This is a genomic window from Streptosporangium subroseum, assembly GCF_900188345.1.
In the GTDB taxonomy this organism is placed as follows: Bacteria; Actinomycetota; Actinomycetes; order Streptosporangiales; family Streptosporangiaceae; genus Streptosporangium; species Streptosporangium subroseum.
This window is the reverse complement of record NZ_FZOD01000022.1, coordinates 92,867-109,638: the sequence shown is the minus strand read 5'-3', so window position 1 is coordinate 109,638 and position 16,772 is coordinate 92,867. Positions and strand designations below refer to the sequence as shown.

The following is a 16,772-nucleotide window of genomic DNA, read 5'->3' as shown; positions in this document are numbered from 1 at the left end:
CTTCTTTCAGATAAGCCCCAAAAGACGGTCATCACTCCACAAGACGGACAAGACCGCCTTTAGTTACGGGAACAACTCGTAGTGTGATCAAAACACCAGAGTGCAGCGTGGTCGTTATCGGTTACAACGACGACGCGCGGCTTCCCAGGGCCGTGCGGTCCGTGCTCGGCCAGTCGCTGCGGAACCTGGAAGTGGTCATCGTCGACGACGCGAGCACCGACGACACCGAACGGGTCGCCGGTGAGCTCCAGCGGGAGGACCATCGGATCCGCTACCTGCGGCGGGACGTCAACAGCGGAGGATGCGGAGCGCCACGGAACGACGGGGTCGAGGCGGCCCGCGCGCCGTACATCATGTTTCTCGACAGCGACGACGAGCTGCCCAGGCACGCCTGCAAGAGCATGGTGCTGGAGATCGAGCGGACCGACGCCGACTTCGTCACCGGGCAGATCTCCCGGCTGTACGAGTGGAACGGCAAGACCCGGGCCTACTATCCCGAGCTGTTCGCCAGGCGCAGGACCGTCGAGGGGATCTCCGAGGCGCCCGAGATGTTCCTCGACTCCTTCAGCACCAACAAGCTCTACCGGGCCGAGTTGATCAGGCGGCTGCCGTTTCGGGAAGACCTGTACTACGAGGACCACGTCTTCACCGCCGAGCTCTACTGCGCCGCGCGGCGGTTCGCCGTGGTGCCGTGGGTCGTCTACCTCTGGCATCGGGCCGTGGAGGAGGGCGACTCGCGGCTGTCGATCTCGCTCAGCATCAGGGAGATGGACAACGTCCGGCAACGGATCAGGGCGGCCCGGCTGAGTGACGCCATCCTGCGCGACAACGGTCTCGCCCACCTGGTGCCCGAGCGGCAGCGCCGGTTCGTCCGCCAGGACCTGCGGGTCTACCTCAACCCGTTGCCCTCGCGCGATGTCGAATGGGCCGAGGAGTTCGTGTCGCTGGTCCGCCCCTACCTGACGGAGCTGGACCCGGCGGCGTTCGAGCCGATGGATCCGGTCGTCCAGGTCTGCTGCCGCCTCATCCTCGACGGCCGGACCGACGAGCTCCTGGTCGCCGCCCGGTCCCTGAACGGGCCGAGGGCCGCGCCGCGCTTCGCCGTACAGGAGGGCGGGCGGACCTACTGGGGCACCGCCCCGGCCGAGGGGATGGAGATCACCTCGCTCCGGATGGCCGAGCTGCCCTACACCGAGGCCAGGCTCCGTCACGAGGCGTCCTTCACCGGTGAGGGCACCCGGATCACGCTGGCGATCAGGACCTACGACCCGTTCGGGGTACTCGTCGCCAACCCGGGCTGGTCCGCGTTCCTGCGGTTCAAGAACCATGAGGTACGGCTGACGCCGCGTGAACAGGACGACGGCAGTCACCTGAGCGAGGCGACGATCGACCTCGCCACGCTGAGGCACGGCCGCCTGGGCTTCGACGGCCGCTACGACCCGAGCATCGCGATCGTCCGCGCCGACGGCCGGGTCACCTCCGACCAGCTGCTCGTCGACCCGTCCGCCGCACCGATCAGGGCGGTCGTCCCCTGGCACGAGGTCACGGTCGGGGCGGAGGGACAGGCCGCGTTCCTGCGGGTGCAGTGGCGGCGGAAGGGCCCGGTCTGGAAGATGCCCCGGCTGCTCTGGCGGACCCACGTCAAGCTGCTGAAACGCCTGGGCCGGCCGCACGTGAAACTCCGCGTCTACAAGGGACTGATCAGGTTCCTGTCGCCCCGCGAGAACCTGGCACTGTTCGAGTCCGACGTCGGCACCGGATACACCGGCAGCCCGCGCTACGTCTACGAGGAGCTCAGGCGGCGCGGGACTCCGCTGGAGATGGTCTGGTCGGTCGCCAGAACCCGGCGGAACTTCCCCTCGGACGCCAAGCTGGTGCGGCGGATGAGCTGGCGCCACATCTGGACCATGGCCAGGGCGGGCTACTGGGTGGACAGCCACGGCATGCCGCTGTCCTATCCCAAGCCGTCCGGGACGCGCTACCTGCAGACCTGGCACGGCCAGGGCATCAAGTCGACCGGCTTCAACTCGCCCGACCTGCGCGCCGACTTCCCCGGGCCGCGAGCGCAGTGGCGGGCCGCGGTGGAGCGATGGGACGCGCTGGTCTCGCCGAGCGCCGAGTTCGAGCGGACCTTCCTGCCCGCCAACGACTACAGGGGCCTCGTCCTGCGGTACGGCTCGCCCCGGTGCGACGTCCTCGTCCACGGTGACGACGAGGCGGTACGGCGGGCGAAGGACCTGCTGGAGATCCCACGGGGGCCCAAGGTGCTGCTCTACGCACCCACCTACCGGGACCAGGCCAGATCCTCGGGGCGGTCGGTCAGGGCCGACCTGACCATGATGGCCGAGGCCCTGGCGGGCGAGTGGGTGGTGATCCTGCGCCCTCACCCGGTCGAGCGCTACAGGGTTCCGCAGCATCTGCGCCACTTCGTCCGCCCGGCCGGATGGTATCCGGAGATCAACGACCTGATGCTCGCCTCGGACGCGCTGCTGACCGACTACTCGTCCCTGATGTGCGACTACGCGATCACCGGCCGGCCGATGCTGTTCCTGATCGACGACTGGGACGAATACCGGAGGGTCGAACGGGGGGTCTACTACGACCTGCCCGAGATCGCCCCCGGCCCCTGTCTGACCACCACCGAGGAACTGATCCACGTGCTGAACGACCTGGACTGCGTGGCCGCGTCGTTCGCCGCGAAGTACGCCGAGTTTCGCAGGATGTGGTGCTCCGACGAGAAGGGGAACGCCGCGGCGAAGGTCGTGGACGCCTTCTTCGAACCCACCAAGGCACAGGTTCCCGTGCAGGTCTGGCCACCCGTCACCACGCGGCGCCCGATCCGGCTGCCCCTGCTGGAGTGGCCGTGGTGAGTAGGGCGGGCGAACCTGGGGCGGCCGTGATGAACGGGACGCGGACGAATTTGGAGCGGTCGGGATGAGCGGGACGCGGACGAACCTGGAGCGGTCGGGATGAGCGGGACGCGGATGAGTTCGGTGGTGTTCGCCTGTATGGACGCCGACACGCTGGGCGGGATCCAGCGGGTCACGCACACCGTGGCCCAGGGGCTGGCCGACCGGGGACACGACGTGCACGTGATCGGGCTGCACCGCGCCGAGATCCCGTTCCGCTACGTGGAGCAGCCCGGCTACACCCGTCACGTAATTCACCACACGCCCATCGGCAAGGTCTCCCAGCGGGGTGCGCGCCGCGAGCGCCGGATGCTCGAAGGGCTGTTCCACCAGGTGGGACCCGGCTTCGCGGTGCTCTCCTCGCCCGGCGTGGTGCCCCGGCTCAAGCCGCTTCTGCCCGAACGGCTGCTCCCGATCGGGCAGTATCACGGCTCCTACGAGCACGCACGGGGGTCCTGGCACCTCCGCTCGGTCCGGGGCCACTACGGCGGGCTGGAGAAGGCGGTGTTCCTCAGCGAGGACGACGCGTGGCTCTTCTCCGAGCACGCGCTACTGCCCAACACCTGGACCATCCCGAACCCGCTGCCCGCCTGGCCGTCGCAGACCGCCGGGCTGACCCGCCGCCGGGTGCTCGGGGTCGGCAGGTTGGAGGGTGTGAAGCGGTTCGACCGGCTGATCTCGGCCTTCGCGGAGGCCTGCCGGATGGCGGACTCTCAGGGCTCCGCCCCTCACGGCGCGGCCTCTCATGGCGCGGCCCCGCACAACGCGCTCCCCAACGGCGCACACCCTGACGGCACGGACCGCCACGGGGCGGTCCGCAACGCGCCCTCTGACGGCGCGGACCTCCATGGCGCGGCCTCCCGCGACGTGCCCCCCAACGGCGCGGACGCGGGCTGGGAGCTGCATCTGATCGGTGAAGGCGCCGAGCTGGAGCGGCTCAGGGCGCACGCGCTGGCCTGCGGCGTGGCCGGACAGGTGGTGTTCCGCGGAACGGTGGCCGCGAGCGGGATGGAGCGCGAATATTTGGACGGGTCGGTGCTCGGGCTCTCCAGTGAGCACGAGGGGCTGCCGCTGGTGATCGGCGAGGCGGCGTCCTACGGTGTGCCCACGGTGGCGTTCGACGTCTCGGGCGGGGTTCGTTCGCTCGTCCTCGACCGGGAGACCGGGCTGCTGGTGCCCCCCGGCGACGTGACGGCGTTCGCGGCCGCGCTGGCCGCGCTGATGGCCTCGACGGAGGAGCGGCGGCGGCTGGGCACCGCCGCTCGCGCACACGTCGAGGCGTTCCGGCTGGACCGGGTTCTGGACCGGTGGGAGATCCTTTTCGAGCAGGTCACCCGTTGACCGCGATGGGTTCGTTACGCGGCATCGGCACCCCTGCCAGCACGATCTGGCCGGAGGTCAGCCGTGCACCCAGCTGGTTCGGCTCGCGGAGCCGCATCAGCCGGTCGAAGGCCACCCGCTTGACCCTGGCCAGCTTCCGCTTGGCCGCGGTCTTCTCGTAGGTGACCATCCGCGAGGTCTCGATCTTCGGAGCCCCGCTGAGCTCGTAGCCGTAGGTCTCCAACCGGTCCCCGAGGACGCTCTCGCACAGCGAGATCTCGCCCGGGTCGAGCCGTTCCCGCCACGTGCCCGTCCGCGAGGTGGTCACCTCGTCGTGCGTGCGCGCGTGCCAGGTCTTGTGCGCGGGTACGGCGATGCCGGCCAGCGTGCTCGGCTCGCACATGGCCGGGGCGAAGTCCTCGCCGAGGAATTCGCACAGCCTGCGCAGATGAGACTCGGGATCGGCGGTCAGGTCCTCGTAGCGCAGCTCGTGGTAGCTGCCCTCGGGAAGCTTCGGCGCACCGTGCCGGGCGAAGTCGATCGCCTCCGCCCAGGCGCAGACCGCGCTGTAGACGCTCCCGGTGTACCAGGGCATCTCCTTCAGCGACGCCACGCAGTCGCGCCCGTCCCTGATGAGGTGGACGAACTGGGCGTCGGGGAAGAGCCTCAGCAGCACGTCGGTGTACTGGAAGTACGACGGCCGCTTGTCACCCCAGCGTGGCTTGTCGTGCCTGATCGCGTAGGCGCGCAGCACGATGCCCAGTGCCGAGCCGAGTGTCGGCGGTCCGTCGACGATCTGCTTGGTCACCTCCTCGCGGTCCAGCCCCAGCTCGTGGAAGCGTGACTGGGTGCGGTTGACCACCCATTCGGCCAGCTCGCGCCTGCGGTCCGGATCGTTGAGATTGCCGAACTGGAGTCGCCGCTGGTAGGCGGAGACCATGAACCGGGTCTCCGGTGGAATCGCGATCCGTGGGTGGGCGTGCGTCATGAGCTGCAGCATCGTCGTCCCCGACCGGGGACAGCCCAGGATGAAAATAGGTCGATCCGATTTCATGATCAGACCTTCGCCAGCTCGCCCAGTTGCCTGGTGGTGAGCTGCGCGGCCACGGGACCCGGCTCGCGGAACCGGTTCAGGCGGTCACGGATCTCCTTGCGCCGGCGAGCCCAGCGACGCTTGGACGCCGCCTTCTCGCACGCCGCGACGTGGCTCTTCTCCGCCTTGGGCGCGCCGCTCAGCTCATAGCCGTTGGCGGTCAGCCGGTCGGCCAGCACGGTCTCGCACACCGAGATCTCCCACGGCTCCAGCCTGGCCTTCCACGAACCCGACCGGGCGGTGGTGACGCCGCCGTGGGTGTTGCTGTGCCAGACCTTGTGCTGCGGGATGGCCACCCGGGCCACGTGGTACGGCTCGCTCATCGCCGGGTCGTAGTCCTCCCCGAGGAAGTCGCACAGCTTGCCGAGCTCGGTCTCCGGGTAGGCCGTCAGGTCCTCGTAGCGCAGCTCGTAGTAGCTGTCGGCGGGGAGTTTCCTGGCGTGGTGACGGCCGAAGTCGATCGCCTCGGCCCAGTTGGTCACCGCGTGGAAGACGTCCTTGGTGTACCAGGGCATCTCCTTCAGCGACGCCACGCAGTCGCGCCCGTCCCTGATGAGGTGGACGAACTGGGCGTCGGGGAAGAGCCTCAGCAGCAGGTCCACGTGGTGGTAGTAGCTCGGCCGCTTGTCACCCCAGCGGGACTTGCCGTACTGCTCGGCGTAGGAGCGGAAGGAGATCCCGAACGCCGAGCCCAGCGTCGGCGGTCCGGCGACGATGTCGTCGATCAGCTGGTCTCCGTCGAGCTTGAGCTCCTTGAACTTGGTGTCCTTGTCGCTCACTATCCATCGGCCAAGCCTGCGCCGGTTGTGCTGCTCGCGCAGATCTCCGAAGAAGAACCTGCGGTAGTAGCCGGGCACCAGAAACCGCGTCTCCGGAGGCACCGCGATGCGCGGATGCGAGTGCAGCATGAGCTGCAACATGGTGGTGCCGGAGCGCGGGCATCCGATCACAAAGATCGGTCGGTCGGACTGCATGACAACGAACCCCCGTTGAGCTTGATCAAACAGATACGCGCGGCGCTTCCTGCGGGTGCGGCGCAGCAGGCACCACCCGGGTGAACAGCCACATTCGGTAGATCAGAAAAACCTCGTTCAGTAGAAGCAGGACCCCCGCCACGATCGAGACGGGTAGCAGCGCCGCCACCCCGATCAGCGGGGCGACGACGAACACCGCGGCGTGGAACTCGATGCCGCTGATCAGATGGCTCCGCACCCGATGGCGGGCGAAGAACCGTCCCAGCCGGCGGCCCCTCCTCGTCGACCTGGACGCCCTGGGTGTCGCGCGTTCGATCGACTCCGGAATCTCCTGATCCAGGCTCTCCCGGCTCTCCCGGCTCTCCAAGCTCTCCGGGCTTTCCCGGCTCTCCGGGAGCGCTGTGAGCGCGGCGGCCTCGGCGTCCGCCGCCAGCTGCTCAAGCCGGTTCTCCTTGACCACCTCGCGCACGCGCTTCATCTGCGGCGCGTTCACGTAGCGGAAGAGGTCCAGCACGGCCACTCCGGCACCGAGCAGGATGTAGTCGACGTCCCCCGTCGTCACGTACTGCCCGAATGCCAGGCCGGCGGCACAGCAGACCACCCGGACCCGGTCGCCCACGTAGTCGAGCCAGAGGCCGAACGCGGTCCCCGTCCCCTTGAGCCGGGCGATCTTCCCATCCATGCAGTCGACCGCGAAACTCACGTAGAACACCAGGGCCCCCGCGACCAGCTGCCCGAATCCGAAGCAGACAGCGGACACCATCCCGAGGATCAGGGACAGGCGGGTGAGCCCGTTGGGTGTGATCGCCGTGTGGTTGGCGACGAACAGCGTGAGCCTGCACGCCACCGGGTCGACCAGGAAAACGGTCCACCAGGAGTCTCTTCGTTTCCGGGTCGCGTGAACGTCGTTCAACGAATAGGCCCTCATGCCTTCCAGCATGGCGACATTCGGCCATCAACTCGTGACTCTCTGCAACCGCCTGGAATTCTCCATGCTGGTTCTTGACCAAGAGTGGGCGGTGACTCAGAGATCGGACTGGACCACGACCACCAGGCGGCCGTCCCGGCCCAGCGCCGCCCTGACCCCGGCCCGCCCGCCCTTGGGCAGCTGACGGGGGCTCGCTCCGAGAAGGCTGCTCAGGCGCATCCCGTTGGCCGAGACCTCCGCGTGCACGGACCACCGGCCGGGAGCGACCCCCTCGACCTCGGCCACGAACCGGGCACCGTCCTGACGGGCCGGCAGCGAGATCCGTGATTTGCCCTTCCCTGACTTGCCCTTCCCCTCGATCCACACCTTGATCCGGCTCTGCCGTTCGTCGAGCCGCTTGATGGAGGCCTGCCCCTCGACCAGGAGCCGCCCGCCCGACCAGCGCACCCGGTCGGTGTGGACCCGCAGGATCAGCTCCTGGGTGACGTCGTAGAGGTGGTCGGGAATGCCGCGGGACCTGTCCCCGAAAAACGGGTAGGCGGCGTACCACCGGGGCGGCCTGCTCCCCCGGCGCAGGACCCGCGCATCCTCCTCCTCCCGCCGGAATCTCCGGACCTCGCGCAGCTCGGGCGCCATCCGCTGGTGCAGGAGATACAGCTCCAACCGCCGTGAGGCGGGCAGGGCGGCCACCATCAGCGGGTCGAGGGCGTCGATGCAGGGGGCCACGACGTCGAAGAGGCGCTCCAGGTCGTTCGGCGTGCCCTCCTCCACCGCCTCCTCCAGCGCGTCCTTCACGAACTTCAGGTCCCAGGAGACGACCATGTCGTCGAACTCCCGCTTCAGCTGGGGCGACCGCTCGGCGAGGAACCTCTGCACCCCGCGCAGGGACGCGACCCGTTCTTCGACGTTGGCCACCTCCATGCGGCGCTGGGTGGTCGACGCGTCGCCCGTGTCACGCAGCCGCCAGTGGTAGACCACCTCGTTCAGGATGTCCACGCTCGACGCCAGGACGTGCGCGGCGATCGCGACCGGCACGTCCTCGTAGAACCCGCCGGGGAACTCCAGGCGGTGCTCGTCCCAGAAGGATCGGCGGTAGACCTTGTTCCACACCGTCCGGTCGCGGATCAGGTCGGGAAAAGTCTCTATGTGGGTCCGCCGTGCCGGTTTCCTGAACAACTTGGCGTACATCGCGGACGGGACGAGCCCCTCGGGGGTGATCCTGCGCACCCCGCCGCAGGCGATGTCGGATCCGGTCTCCTCCAGCGAGCCGACGAGGAGCTCGTAGGCCGTCTCCGGCACGACGTCGTCGCCGTCGGCGAAGGCGAGATAGAGGCCGGTCGCGTGCCGGATCCCCAGGTTCCTGGCCGGGCCCGGCCCCTGGTTGTCCTGTCGCAGCACCCGGAACCGGGAGTCCCGGGCCGCGAATTCCTTGGCCGTCACGTCGCCGCCGTCCATGGAGCCGTCATCGACCAGGATGAATTCGACGTCCATGAGAGTCTGCGCGGCGAGGGAGGTCAGGCACTCCTCGATGTAACCCACCACGTTGTAGAACGGCACGACGACACTGAGCAGTGGCGCTTTCAAAGAAAGTCCTCCGGTCGAGGGCGTCCATTCAGTCGCGCTCAGAATGCCTCTCTCGGGGATTCGCCATGACCTAGCCTGCCCCTCCGTGGCCGATTCTTTGCCCAACCCTGGGCGGGCCTCCGCCAAAACGGCCCGCCCGATGGCGAAATCGATATGACCGCTCAGCGCCGAGCCCGATTGCGTGGGCTGCCGACCTCGAATTCACTGGCGACCGGGAAGTAGCTCGCCAGGAAGATGGAGATCGCACGGCGCTTCTCCTCCTCGGACATGTCACTCTCATCGGCGTCGTTGACGCAGAAGGCGTCTCGATCGCGGAGGGTCAGCAGCCGTGTCAGCCGGGGCAGGTGATCGCGCTGTCCCAGCGCGATGTAGTCGACGGATATCTCCCCGGGAACGGCCTTCCCGCTGCGGAAGGCGTGGTAGTGATGCAACGATGAGACCACCGAGACGTCATCACGTGAGCGGACCCGGCTCCGGCCCGTGGCCGCGATCTCGGGGGCGAATCTCTCCGCGAGCTCGAAGAGCACGCTTTTGCGCAGTGCGTACGGAGCGTGGAGGAAAGTGTTCGCCGTCGTGCAGCCGAACTCCCGTTCCATGATGTCCCGCGTCGTCTTCGCGGCGGCGTAAAAGGATTTTTCGTCCTCCTGGATCGGCGTCGGGAGAACCGTCGCCGGAGACCGGAAGAACAGGGGGATCCCGCTGGGCAGGAAAAAGAGGTCCGGGCTCAGCGGACGCCCGACAAAAAAGTCGTCGTTGAAGTAGATGAAATTCTCCGAGAGCCCGGGAATCACATGCAGCCGGCTCTCGATCGCGTGCGAGTTGAACGTGGGGAGAGCGCCGGCGTCGCTGAAGATCTCCTTGTGGTCGACGACGGTCACCTTCGAATGGGAGGTGTCCAGCCAGGAGGGGACCTGCTGGTCGGTGACGATCCAGATGTGACGGACCCACGGCGCGTACATGTCCAGGGAACGCAGCGAGTAGCGGAGCTCGTCGCGACTGGCGTAGCGGCCGTCGCCGCGGTCGGCCGCGTTCGCGGACGTGTTCGTGACCGCCTCCGCGGTCGCGCTCCGGCCGGTCAGGGCCTCGTCCCGCCGGGCGCGCCAGCCCGGATCGGCGCCGTCCACCCAGGTGTAGACGACGTCGATCGGAAAGGTGACGTCGTCCACGAAGGGCCGCGTGAAGGGTTCGTACGTGGGGTGGCTCCGCTCTCCCACCGTGAGTTTCGCCGGGCGCATCGCCTCGCGGGGCAGTTCGCGGCCGAGAAGGGTGGGGCGCACGGCCCGCAGCCCCCCGTCCGCGGTCGGGGCCCAGAACTCGACGTCACAGCCGAACGCCGACCCGTGGCGAAGAGCGCGCGAGGCGACCGAGTAGATCGTGTAGACCCGCAGACCGCCGACGTCGCCCCAGCCGGCGACCTGTCCGGCCAGGGCGACCGGAGGAGCGCACATCGTCGGCTTGAGCGGCTGGGCGTAGACGGGCCTGCCGTCGAACTCTCGCGCGATCGCGGAGAGCACCGCGGCCCGGTGTTCCTCCTCGACGGCTATCCGATGGCGTGGCCCGGTGTCCCGGACCAGCGCGTACGGGATGGCGGCGTCGTGGAGGACCTTCGTCACGGCTTCCAGATTCGCCCGGAGGACGTCCTCGGGGGTGACGTCGTCGCGGATCACGCAGAGACGGGCGCCGGAGCGGGTGAGGGTCCGGTCCTTCCTCATCAGATCGGCTTCGAGCTCCCGCAGCTGTGGTCCTCCCCCCGGCTCCGGATCGGCGGAGGCGACGGGCACAAAACCCGAGACCGACCGGAGGGCGTGACGGGCGATCCGCTCGGCTCTGCGCCCGGATCGCGCGTCCCTCTCCGCGCCCAGCCTCTCGAAAAGCTCCAGCCAGGCTCCCGTGATCCGCTCGGGCGACAGCCGGGCCCCGATCTCCCGCGCCGCCGTCCCGAATTCGCGCAGCGTGCCGGGACTCTCCATCAGTTTGGTCATCGCGACGGCCAGCGAGTCGATGTCGCCCTCGGGCACGAGGAAGCCGTCGACCCCGTGCCGTACGATCTCGCTCGTTCCGCCGGGACAGTCGTAGGCCACCACCGGGACCCCCGCGGCGAGGGCCTCGGTCAGCACCAGCGGAAAGCCCTCGCTCGTCGACGTGAGCAGGCACATGCTCGCCTTCGCCCACTCCTCCGCCATGTGCGGAGACCTGCCCAGCAGGTGAATCCGGTCCTGGAGGTCGAGGCTCTGAACCAGTTGGCGCAGGCTGCCGGTCAGGGGGCCGTCTCCCAGGATCCGCAGCGACCAGCCGGGAAACCGGCCGGCGATCCCGGCGAAGGCCCGCACGGCGTGGTCGATTCGCTTCTCACCGACCAGCCGCCCCGCGATGACGATCGTGCGGGTGTCCAGGCCGGACCGCGGACGGTATCCGCTCGGCAGCGCGTTCGGGATCGTCGCGAGATGGGGCGCGGCGTCCTTGAGCGACTGCGCGCACCAGAGCTGGGTCCGGTGGGTCAGCGAGACGAGCGCGTCCAGCCGGGGGGCGAATCTCAGGAGCGGCTCGCCGGACGGGCCTCTCAGCTCCGAGCAACGATGGTCCTGGTGGACGGTGATCGTGCGCTCCGGGCAGAGACGGACGATGAGCGACAGCAATGCGGGCGTGGAGGACACGACGACGTCCGCGTCGAGACCGCGGAGCGCGTGCTCCACCTCCACGTCGGCCAACCGGTTGAACGCGCCCTCCCAGGCGGGATCGACGAGCTCGCTCGGCATCGCGGCGAGCGCGGCGCAGGTGGCGTCGTCCATGGCCGTCTCGCGGCAGGGGCGTCGCACCGGGCCCGTCTCATCCACCAGGTAGCGCAGACGGACCTTGGGTGAGACCTCGCAGAACGGGGCCGCCTCCCTGCGGAAGACGCTGATCACCTCGACGTCGTGGTGTTCGGCGAGATGCGAGGCGAGGGTGAGGACCGCCGCCTCCGTGCCTCCCATGACATCCGCCCAGGTCAGCAGATAGGCAATCTTCACGGTAGTTCCTCCGAATGGGAGCAGGAGAGCTGGAGTCTTCCCGCCGGGGAGTATCCGGGCCGCACGTAGAGCAGGGATCTCTCGGACGTCGCCAGAGGACGCCTCTCGTGGTGAACGACGCGGTGGGGGTGGCGAAAATCATCCAGGAAGCGGCCGACCTTGAGGGTTCCGGTCCAGGGTGAGACGAACTCGAAGACCCAGGTCGTCTCCGCTCCGGCCAGCGAGCCGCCGGGCACCTCGAAACGGAACAGCGCGCCGTCCGTCGTCACCGGAAGCCGGTGGCAGACCTCTCGCCCCCCTCTCCCTTCGAGTCTCCCTTCGAGGCGGCGCATCAGCACCTCCGCGCCGGCGGTCCGCACGGTTCCGCCGAACCGTCCCTCGACGACGACCCGGTCCCAGTCGGCGATCACCCCGGTGACATGTGCCTGCGGGGCGGGACGCGACGCCGAGATCGTGACGTGCCCGGTCAGACCGGCGTCGACGGTGTAGACCGTGCCGGTACGGGGACAGAGTGAAGCCGCGACGGTCGGACCCGCCGGCAACACGTTCGCGACCGGGCCGAGCAGGGGCACCTCCAGGCCGCTGCCGTCGGCGAGGGTCAGCTCGATCCGGGTTCGCCAGAGGCCCGTGCCGAGCCGGGACAGCGGGCCGCCGTCCTCGCTCAGCCGTATCGCGCCCCCGGCGAGGTCGCCGTCGAGGTCGAGATCGCCCCGCCACCGCCGACGTCCTCGCCCGGCCACGAGCCTGACCGCACGCACGGGCGCGTGGCCGGCGCGGGAGGGGAGGCGGACCTGGAGGTTCAGGGTGCCTCCGTCGAGGACACCGGCGTACGTCACCGAGGCCCCCTCCCCTCCGCCCCGCCGGACCGCGACCGCCGACCTGATCGACGCCATCCTCGCGGCGCGGGTGAACGCCCGTTCCCTGCCCTCGGTCTCGCAGAACCGCTCACGGAACCTCTCGCGGAACGCGGAAGGCAGCCGCTCGGAGGCGATACGTCGCAGCGTGACCAGCGTGCGTCCCATTGATCTCCCCCCGAAGAAAGAATGTGACATGGTCAGCGCTGGATCTCCGCGAAGAGCGAGTCCCACTTGTCGAGAATTTTCTCCAGGGAGAACTCGCGCACGTGATCACAGGCGGTGCTGCCCATTCGCGCCCGCAACTCCGGTGCCCGCATCAACCTCACCAACGCGTCGGCGAAGGCTCCGACGTCCCCCGGGGGCGCCAGAAGCCCGGAGACGCCGTCGGCGACAAGGTTCTTGACGCCGCCCGAGACGCCGAACGCGACGCTCGGCAGGCCGAGCGCGGCAGCCTCGGCCAGCGCCATCGGGTGCCCCTCGTGCTCGCTGCTGAGCGCGAAGATCGCGGCATCCCGGTAGTGCGAGTGAACGTCCTTGCACCGGCCCTGGAAGATGACCCGGTCGGTGACCCCGTGCTCGGCCGCGCACGCGCGGAGTTGCTCCTCCTCGTAACCGTCGCCCACCAGGTGAAGCTCCCACCGCTCGGGAACCTCGCCGCTCGCCCTGGCGAACGCCGCGATGAGCAGGTCGTAGCGCTTGATGGTGGCGAGTCTGCCGACCGTCACGATCCTGCGGCTCTGTCCCGGGGTCGCCACGCACTCGGGTTCGAAGGTCAGCGGGTTGCCGATCGCCCGTGCGTTCGGCACCCGGTGACGGCTGAAGGAACGGGCGTCGTCCTCGCTGAGGAACACCGACTTGGCGAGGTTGGGGTAGAGCCGCCGGATGAGCTCCAGGTGGGAGGGCGAGGAGAACTTCGCGTGCTCGTAGGAGGAGTGATATTGACCGATCCTGGACAGGTGCGGCGCGGGCACCGCCGACGCCCATTTGACGCTCCAGGGCGTTCCGAGGATCAGGTATCCACTCTCCGCCTGCGCGAACAGCTCGGTGAGGCGCTTCCTCGCGTCGGCGAGGAGCACCGCCGGAGTGTCACGACGCCCTCGTCTCTCCCGGTAGAGAATGGTCTTCTCGTACGCCAGGCCGTCATCGAAACCGAACGGGGACTGGACCCGCTCGATGCCCACCAGCCGGACCCGGTGGCCCCGGACTCCGAACCCCTGCGCCAGCACGTGAAACACCCGCTGGGTGCCGCCGAGGTTGTCGATGTTGGGCGCGAGAATGAAAATGTCCTTGGACACTCGTCACCCCTTGAGGTTCTTGAGGTCGGAAAAGAAGACGTCCACCACTGCCTTGGCGGCTCCGCCGCCCTCCCATGAGCACCAGGTCCTGCGGAAGCGCTCGTAGGCCTCGGCATACCGGGCGGCGGTCGCGGGAAGGTCCGCCAGGGCGTCGGCCAGCTCGGAGGTCTCCGTCAGCATCGGCCCCGGCGCGATGTCGGGCAGGTGGTGGTTGAGACCGCGCTCGTTCTGCACGTACTCGTGGTAGTCGTCGGTGAACAGCAGGATGGGCTTGCCGGTGTTCGCGTAGTCGAACATCACCGACGAGTAGTCCGTCAGCAGGGCGTCGGACGCCAGGATGAGATCGTTGATCTCCGGGTAGGCGGTGACGTCCTCGACGAACCCGCGCAGTCTCGGCGGAAGCTGGTACCGGGTATAGGGGTGAACGCGCAGCGCGATGATCCAGTCGTCGCCCAGCCGCGCGGAGAGCTGGTCCAGGTCGACCCGGACCGACGTTCCCGCCCCTCTCGTGCGATCACGGAACGTGGGCGCGTAGAGAAGCACCCGCTGCCCGGGAAGGGCACCGAGCTTGGCGCGGACCTCCTTGGCCACCGCGAGCTGCTCGGGCTCGGCGCAGCGCACCAGGACGTCGTTGCGGGGATAGCCGGTCCGGAGGATCTCGCCGGAGAAACCCGTGCTCGCGCGGAAGACCCGCTCGTACTCCTCGCAGGGAGCCACGATCGTCGTCCAGCGATCGACGCTCCGCTGCCATCGGTGACGCTCGGGCCACTGGTCCCCCCGGAGCCCCGGCGTGTTGAGCCCGATGGTCTTCAACGTCTGCCCGTGCCAGGTCTGCAGGTAGCGGGTGCCGCGCCGTTTCTCGTAGCAGTAGGGCAGGTTGTGGCTCTCCACCCAGTAACCGGCCCTGGCGAGGCTCCACATGAACCTCCAGCCGCCCCGCTTCACCACGCGCGTGCCCGGCGGGAACTGCGAGCGGTTGGAGGAATACGACCACACGCAGCGCACGCGGATCTTCTGCCTCATGACCTCCTCGTAGATGTAGCGGGGATTGCCGGTGTAGGCCCTGCCCTCCGAGCTCTCGAACAGCACCAGCTTCCTGCTCCGCGGGACGAACCTCATGACGATCCGGTAGAAGCCGAGCCTGGACTTGCCGTTGCTGACCCGCCCCACCATGTCGGTCCGCAACTTCTTCCAGCGACGCGAGGCATGGGTGATCTTCCTGGAGGTCCAGGTGATCTCCACCTTGTTCGTCGTGGTCATGCGGGTGAGCGTCACCACGGCATCGGGCAGCAGCCGCCGGGAACAGACGACCCTGCGGACGGGAGGCCGTTCCGGGGCGACCAGCGGCGCCTGGTGCGAGTCGCCCTTTTTCTGGATGAGCAGGCGGATCCCGGTCGTACGGTTGATGCCGCGCAGGGAACGCGGCGCGTTTCCCGGGTTCAGCGTGAACTCGCTCCAGAAGTGCTCGCCCGCCGGTCGCAGAGTGATCGGCACCCGCCACAGTCCGCCGCCGGGCGCCCGGATCTCCACCGCGCCGGAGGCCCCCTTCGCGGGCAGCACGCCCAGGGGGTCGTAGGTCCGCACCCGTATCCGGACCCCCCGGTCTCCGGGCTCCACACTCTCGATCTCATGCCTGATCGCGGCGCGGGAGAACGGTCTCCGATCGAGCTCCAGGCTGGAGATGTCGAGCTCGGCGGGCGCGTCACCCGCGGGGTCGTGCACGCCCCAGTAGACGCGATCGCCGATCTTCGTGACCCGGCGGGGGATCGGTGAGGACACGCGGAGAAGCCGCGCCGCCTCCCTGATCTCCTCCACCTGCCCCTCCCGGAGGAGATGGAGGCAGATCCGGAGCATCATCGGCAGTCTCAGGACCATCTTCTTCGGGAGACCGTCGAGGTAGTCACCTGTGATCTGCTGGAGCTCGGTCACCCACTCGCCGGACTGCCCCGGAAGGCGGCGCAGCATCGGAGCCAGCTCCGCCCGCAGGAAACGCCGGATCAGACGGGGCTCCAGCCGGCCGAGTCCCTCACCTCTCAGGAACGCCATCGCCCGCCGCTCCGCCGTGAGACGCGCGGCGAAGGCGTCGAGGCCGCTCCTGCCCGTCTTCGTGCCGGCGATCTCCGCCGTCTGCCGGACGACGGGCCAGGGCACGACCGCGACACGTTTGCTCGCCAGGTAGGCCTCGATGGCAAAAAGCCGGTCGGGGTCCCGCAGGGCGCGGTCGAACGCCAGCTGGTGCTCGGTGATGAAATCGCGGCGGAAGAGCTTGTTCTCCACAAAGCCGTCGGTCAGGAAAGCCGGTTTGCGCTCCACCCCGTCGATGGTCATCCGGTCGCAGAACAACCTGGCGGAGGGATATCTGATCTTCTTGCGCCTGGGGGGGCAACGCCCGACCTGCCCCACCGCGAAGTCCGCGCCGGTCTCCTCGATTTCGAGGAGCAGGCTCTTGCAGGCGTGCATGTACAGCAGGCTGAGCACGTTGACGAACATCACCGCCGGCGCGACCGACACCTTCAGGGCGGCCTCGCGCATGCCGGAGAGCCCCACCTCATCCGAGAGGTACGGCACCGGCACGACGCGCGGGTCTTCCCCCGCCAGCCGGGCGAGCGCCTCGGCAAGCTGCCCGTCCTCGCCGTCGAAGGCGACGAGGACCCGCAGGTTGTTCAGTGACTGGTCGAGAACATGTCTCACGGTCTCGACCAGAGCCGTCTCCGTGCAGTCGAAGGCTGTGACCACGACGTCGACGTCGGGACGCGTATTCATGGAACTGCTCAATTCAGTCAGGTGTGGCCTGGACGTCCGGC

10 protein-coding genes are annotated in these 16,772 nt (G+C 68.7%); 2 read left to right on the top strand and 8 right to left on the bottom strand.

The window, feature by feature from the left end; all coding sequences use genetic code 11:
- Positions 1-83: 83 nt before the first annotated feature.
- Positions 84-2,870 (top strand): bifunctional glycosyltransferase/CDP-glycerol:glycerophosphate glycerophosphotransferase, encoded by a 2,787-nt coding sequence (locus CHC08_RS22630; protein ID WP_089209348.1) that lies wholly within the window; start codon positions 84-86, stop codon positions 2,868-2,870.
- Positions 2,871-2,984: 114 nt separating this feature from the next.
- Positions 2,985-4,250, top strand: a complete 1,266-nt coding sequence (locus CHC08_RS51620) for a glycosyltransferase (protein WP_245878476.1) — start codon at positions 2,985-2,987, stop codon at positions 4,248-4,250.
- On the opposite strand, the gene CHC08_RS22615 is transcribed toward CHC08_RS51620, so the two are convergent.
- From CHC08_RS22615 to CHC08_RS22580, 8 genes are all read right to left on the bottom strand, one after another.
- Entirely contained in the window at positions 4,240-5,283 is a 1,044-nt protein-coding gene (locus CHC08_RS22615) for a sulfotransferase family protein (RefSeq protein ID WP_089209347.1), read from the bottom strand. The genes CHC08_RS51620 and CHC08_RS22615 overlap by 11 nt on opposite strands.
- Before the next feature lie 2 nt (positions 5,284-5,285).
- Complete coding sequence (locus CHC08_RS22610; RefSeq protein ID WP_089209346.1) at positions 5,286-6,296, bottom strand: sulfotransferase family protein; 1,011 nt, start codon at positions 6,294-6,296, stop codon at positions 5,286-5,288.
- Between the two features lie 25 nt (positions 6,297-6,321).
- A complete protein-coding gene (locus CHC08_RS22605) occupies positions 6,322-7,224 on the bottom strand; it encodes a CDP-alcohol phosphatidyltransferase family protein (RefSeq protein WP_245878475.1) in 903 nt (300 codons plus the stop codon).
- Between the two features lie 96 nt (positions 7,225-7,320).
- On the bottom strand, positions 7,321-8,808 hold the full coding sequence (locus CHC08_RS22600; protein ID WP_179282161.1) for a glycosyltransferase family 2 protein: 1,488 nt from the start codon (positions 8,806-8,808) through the stop codon (positions 7,321-7,323).
- Between the two features lie 161 nt (positions 8,809-8,969).
- Positions 8,970-11,816: a stealth conserved region 3 domain-containing protein gene (locus CHC08_RS22595; RefSeq protein WP_089209343.1), complete on the bottom strand. Its 2,847-nt coding sequence runs from the start codon at positions 11,814-11,816 to the stop codon at positions 8,970-8,972.
- On the bottom strand, positions 11,813-12,838 hold the full coding sequence (locus CHC08_RS22590) for a hypothetical protein (protein ID WP_089209342.1): 1,026 nt from the start codon (positions 12,836-12,838) through the stop codon (positions 11,813-11,815). The genes CHC08_RS22595 and CHC08_RS22590 overlap by 4 nt, the downstream gene beginning before the upstream one ends.
- Before the next feature lie 32 nt (positions 12,839-12,870).
- Positions 12,871-13,968: a glycosyltransferase gene (locus CHC08_RS22585; protein ID WP_218825426.1), complete on the bottom strand. Its 1,098-nt coding sequence runs from the start codon at positions 13,966-13,968 to the stop codon at positions 12,871-12,873.
- Positions 13,969-13,971: 3 nt separating this feature from the next.
- Positions 13,972-16,731 (bottom strand): bifunctional glycosyltransferase/CDP-glycerol:glycerophosphate glycerophosphotransferase, encoded by a 2,760-nt coding sequence (locus CHC08_RS22580; protein WP_089209341.1) that lies wholly within the window; start codon positions 16,729-16,731, stop codon positions 13,972-13,974.
- Positions 16,732-16,772: the final 41 nt, after the last annotated feature.